Below are 4,751 nucleotides of genomic sequence, written 5' to 3' on the forward strand. Positions count from 1 at the left end.
GCAGCGGGCGGGTGCTGGCGAGCCAGAGCACGACCCGGCGCGCCTCGACCCGGCGCAGGATGGGGCCGGCGAGGACGAGGTCGGCGGGGTCCGCAAGGTCGAAGTCGGCGGGGTCGGTGCGGCCGGGGCCCGCAGGCTCGGAGTCCGCAGGCTTGGGGCCCGCAGGGGCGGGCGCGGTGCGCGGTGGGGCTGCGGGCGCGCTCATCGTTCGCCCGCACGGGATGCGTGTTTCATGCCTGCTTTATATCAAAGCGGTGGCGAACGCGTCACCCGCAACCCCGCGATCGAAGGCGCGGTGGGAGCGGGCAAGCACCGCTCCTGCGCTGCGCCCGCTCAGCGGTCGACCATGGCCTCGTGCTCGAAGTCGCCCTTCAGGTCGGCCTCGGCCGCCTCGACCAGGCCCGGGTGGTGCGCCCACATGTCGGCGACGAGCGCCTCGAAGGGGAAGTCGTCGAAGGTCCCGCGCTCCTTCACGTACTCCATGTGGCGCTCGTCGCGCGCGTTGTAGGGGTGCATCAGCGAGTCGGCGCGGCCGTCGAACTCGAGCGGGTGGACGTCGAAGCGCTCGCACATCTGCAGGTTGAAGGCCGGCGTCGCCTTCACCCAGCGCCCCTCGAGGTACATGGCGACGTAGCCGTGCCAGCGGTACACGTCGCCGCCGACCAGCTGGCGCAGGCGCTCGGTGCTGAGGTGGTTGCGCACGTCGGCGAAGCCCACGCGCGCCGGGATGCCGGCGCCGCGCGCGACCGCGGTGAGCAGGTTGGCCTTGGGCACGCAGTAGGCGGCGCCCTCGATCAGGGTGCGGCTGGCGGTGAAGTACTCCTTGCGCATATAGAAGCGGTAGGGGTCGTAGCGGATGCCGTCGCGCACCGCGTAGTACAGCTTCACCGCGCGCTCGACGGGGTCGACCGCGTCGCCCACGCTCTCCTCGATGAAGGCGCGCACGCGCGGGTGCTCGTAGTCGAAGTAATGGCTCGGTGCCAGAAAGTCCTGCGGATCCTTGTCCTTGCTCATTCCCGCCTCTCCTCGGTGTGCCCTTGTGGTCGCCGGAATGTATAAGGGGAAGTTGACGTTCGCGTCAATATAATTTCCGCGGCACGAGCTGGCCCGGCCTCTGCTCCGCGGGCGCCGACGCCCTCGGCGCTAGACTTCGATGAGCCCGCAGCGCACCGCGACGAGCGCGATCTCGGCGGCGTTGGAGACCTCGAGCTTCTGCTTGATGTGGTAGAGGTGGGTGCCCACCGTGCTCGGGCTCAGGCTGTGGCTCTCGGCGATCTCGGCCACGCTGCGTCCGCGCGCGAGCTGCAGGAAGACGGCGAACTCCTTCTCGGTGAGCGCGGCGATGGGGTCGCCGCCGCCGGCAAACTGCGCGAGCGCGAGGGCGGGCGCGATCGCCGGGTCGATGTAGCGCTGGCCGCGCGCGACCGTGGCCACCGCATGCAGCAGTTCGTCCGGATGGGCGCGCTTGGACAGGTAGCCGCCCGCGCCGGCGCGCAGCGCGCGCGCGGGGATCTGCGCGTCATCGTGCGCCGACAGCATCAGCACGCGCGCGCCGGGGTGGTGGGCGAGCACACGCTCGAGCGCGCCGAGGCCGCCGATGCCCGGCATCGACACGTCCATCAGCAGCAGGTCGGGTTGCAGCGGACCGAAGGCCTGCACGGCCGCCTCGCCGCAGTCGGCCTCGCCGACGACCTCGGCACCGGCGCCCTCGAGCAGCAGGCGAAAGCCCATGCGCACCACCGCGTGGTCGTCGGCGAGCAGGATGCGCAGGGCGTGGAGGGAAGGCGGTTTCATGATCACGTGACCGGGACGGGTTGGGGGAGGCGGGCGCGCACGCACAGGCCGCCGTCGGGCGGGCTGAGCAGTTCGAGTCGGCCGTGGAGTTCGGCGAGGCGCTCGCGCATGCCGGCCAGGCCGTGGCGACCGGGGGTGGGCTGCGCGCCCAGGCCGCGGCCGTCGTCGCGCACCTCGACCTCGATCTCCGCCTGCCCGTCGCGATCGACGCCCTCGCGGCGCAGGCCGATGCGGACCTCGACCGTGCGCGCGCGGGCGTGGCGGGCGACGTTGGTCAGGCTCTCCTGCAGCACGCGCAGCAGGGCGAGGCCGACGCCGTCGTCGAGCGGCGCGCCCTGCGTCTCGCCGAGGGGCTCGATCGCGCAGCGCAGCTCGATGCCCTCGTGATGGCTGGCCCACAGCGCGCAGTAGGCCTGCAGGGTGTCCTCGACGCGCTCGTGCGCGGCCGGCGCGTCGCGGCGCAGGCGCTGCAGGATCGCGTGCACGCCGTCCTGCATGTGGCCGGTCATGGCGAGGATGGCCTGCGCGCTGCCGTGGATGCCGGGCTGCTCGGCGCTGCGCTGCAGGATGGCGCCGGCGATCGAGCGCACCGCGGTGATGCTCTGGCCGAGCTCGTCGTGCAGCTCGCGCGCGATCGCGCGGCGCTCCTGCTCCAGGCGGGCCTGGATCGTGCGCGCGAGGCTCTGGTCCGCCTCGAGGCGGGCGTTGGTGGCGCGCGACTCGTCGAGGCTGTCGGCGAGGCGGTTGTAGATCAGGTCCGGTTCACCCCGGATGCAGGTCCTACTGCAATCCCTGTGCCACATGCGCCCGGCGAGCGGAATCCTTGCGGGCAGGGGGCGCAGCCGCCGTATCGCCACCGGGCTGGCAGGATTCCTGCTTGCTCCTCGGCCGGCGGAGCAGCGGGTTTGTATCGATCCGCATCAGGTGCTACATTTTGAATCGAAGTCGAAGAGCGACAAGAGGTGACCGCCGGCACATCGTCCGGCAAGGCTGCCCGGAGGAGATATGGAAGTCATGCAACAGACCGTGACGGCGCCAGCCGTCCGCGAGGACGCGATCCGCCTGGCGCGCAGCCAGTTCTTCGCCGAGGGGCGCGCCCCCGAGGCGGGCCTGTCCCCGCTCATCATCGAGTCGTGGCTGCGTTGCCGCGAGCGCGGGATGGAGCCCGACGGGCGCAGCGACGTCGATAACGCCGGCCGCCTGCAGCTGGCCGAGGCGCGCGAGCGCAACCGCGGCGTGCTCGACTACGCCAGCGGCGTCATGGAGCACGTGTTCGAGCAGATCCGTGCCTCGGGCAGCCTGGTGATCCTGTCCGACCCGCAGGGCATGATCCTGCACAGCCTGGGCGACGCCGAGTTCGTCGACCGCGCGAGCCGGGTGGCGCTGCAGCCGGGCGCGTGCTGGAGCGAGGCTGCGCGAGGGACCAACGCCATCGGGACCGCGATCGCGACCGCCGCGCCCACGGTGGTTCTGGGGGGCGAGCACTACCTCGACCGCAACGGCTTCCTGTCCTGTACCGCGGCGCCGATCCGCGACCCGCGCGGGGCGCTCGCCGGCGTGCTCGACGTGTCCTGCGAGCAGCGCATGCACCAGCGCCATTCGCTCGGCCTGGTGCGGCTGTCGGTGCAGCTGATCGAGAAGCGGCTCTTCGAGGCCGAGTTCGCCAACCACATCCTGGTCGCCTTCCATGAACGTCCGGAGTACGTCGGCAGCCTGCAGGAGGGCCTGGTGGCGGTGACGCCGGAAGGCCACCTGGCGGGCGCCAACTCGATCGCGCGCGAGTGGATCGGGCGCCGCGTCGAGTGCGGCGGCGGAGCCTCGTTCGCCGAGCTCTTCCGCCAGGGGTTGGGGAAGGTGGTCGATCGCGCGATGAGCTCGAGCGACGCGCTGATCCGGCTCGGCCTGCGCGACGGTACCGAGATCCATGTCCAGCTGCGCTCGCTGCGCCCGCGCTTCACCGCCTTCGGCGCGGCCCAGGCCGGGGAGGGCGGGCGCAGTCTCGCGGCGGAGCCGATGCCTGCGGCGGTCGGCTGCGCGCCCCCGGCTGCGGTGGTGAAGGCGGCGCCGGTAAAGGCGTCAGAGGGGCCGATCACGCTCGCTGATCTGGCCACCGGCGACGTGGGCATCGGGCGCGCGGTCGATCGTGCGCGGCGCATCCTCGGCAAGGACATCCCGCTGCTGATCCAGGGCGAGTCGGGCGTGGGCAAGGAGCTCTTCGCGCAGGCCTTCCACAACAGCGGGCCGCGTGCCGACAAGCCCTTCGTCGCGCTCAACTGCGCCGCGGTGCCCGAGACGCTGATCGAGTCCGAGCTCTTCGGCTACGTCGGCGGCGCCTTCACCGGCGCGCGCAAGGAGGGCGCGATCGGCAAGATCCAGCAGGCGCACGGTGGCACGCTCTTCCTCGACGAGATCGGCGACATGCCGCTGGGCATGCAGGCGCGGCTGCTGCGCGTGCTGCAGGAGCGCTGCGTGACGCCGGTCGGCTCGGTGAAGTCCATCCCGGTCGACATCTCGCTGGTGTGCGCGACGCACCGCGTGCTGCGCGATGCGGTGGCACGCGGCGAGTTCCGCGAGGACCTCTACTACCGCGTCAACAGCCTCACCGTGACCTTGCCCGCGCTGCGCGAGCGCAGCGACATCCGCTGCATCGTCGAGCGCATCCTCGCCCGCGAGTGTCGCGAGGCCGGGCTGCAGGGCGTGTGGATCGGCGACGAGGTGATGCGCTTCGTCGAGCGCCACGGCTGGCCGGGCAACGTGCGCCAGCTGCAGAACGTGATCCGGGTCGCGGTCGCGCTGCTCGACGAGGGCGAGCGCGAGATCCGCCCGGAGCATCTGCCCGAGGACCTCTTCCTCGCCGATCCGGTCGACGGGGCCAAGGCGCCGCCGGTCGTGCCGGCCGCCCCGGTCGCGACGGCGGCGAGCGCCGCGGCGCCGGTGGTGGCCGATGCGCTGGCGAG

Annotated in this window: 5 protein-coding genes; 1 reads left to right on the top strand and 4 read right to left on the bottom strand. The window is 72.3% G+C overall.

Annotated elements, in window-relative coordinates:
- From C667_RS20305 to C667_RS20320, 4 genes are all read right to left on the bottom strand, one after another.
- Window positions 1-205, bottom strand: a 205-nt coding sequence (locus C667_RS20305) for a hypothetical protein (protein ID WP_004380151.1), incomplete at its 3' end; no start/stop codon positions are given.
- A 128-nt stretch (window positions 206-333) separates the two neighbouring features.
- A complete protein-coding gene (locus tag C667_RS20310) occupies window positions 334-1,014 on the bottom strand; it encodes a transglutaminase-like domain-containing protein (RefSeq protein ID WP_004380153.1) in 681 nt (226 codons plus the stop codon).
- Window positions 1,015-1,143: 129 nt separating this feature from the next.
- On the bottom strand, window positions 1,144-1,794 hold the full coding sequence (locus C667_RS20315) for a response regulator (protein WP_039922475.1): 651 nt from the start codon (window positions 1,792-1,794) through the stop codon (window positions 1,144-1,146).
- Window positions 1,795-1,796: 2 nt separating this feature from the next.
- A complete protein-coding gene (locus C667_RS20320; RefSeq protein ID WP_004380157.1) occupies window positions 1,797-2,597 on the bottom strand; it encodes an ATP-binding protein in 801 nt (266 codons plus the stop codon).
- A 202-nt stretch (window positions 2,598-2,799) separates the two neighbouring features.
- On the opposite strand from C667_RS20320, the gene C667_RS20325 reads away from it, so the two are divergent.
- A partial coding sequence (locus C667_RS20325; protein ID WP_004380160.1) for a sigma-54-dependent Fis family transcriptional regulator occupies window positions 2,800-4,751 on the top strand: 1,952 nt, incomplete at its 3' end.

The sequence above is a fragment of the Thauera phenylacetica B4P genome (assembly GCF_000310225.1).
GTDB classification, from domain to species: domain Bacteria; phylum Pseudomonadota; class Gammaproteobacteria; order Burkholderiales; family Rhodocyclaceae; genus Thauera; species Thauera phenylacetica.

Coding starts and splice junctions, on each gene's coding strand:
- C667_RS20315 (WP_039922475.1), bottom strand. CDS start 1,794: ATGAAACCGCCTTCCCTCCACGCCCTGCGCATCCTGCTCGCCGACGAC.
- C667_RS20320 (WP_004380157.1), bottom strand. CDS start 2,597: ATGTGGCACAGGGATTGCAGTAGGACCTGCATCCGGGGTGAACCGGAC.
- C667_RS20310 (WP_004380153.1), bottom strand. CDS start 1,014: ATGAGCAAGGACAAGGATCCGCAGGACTTTCTGGCACCGAGCCATTAC.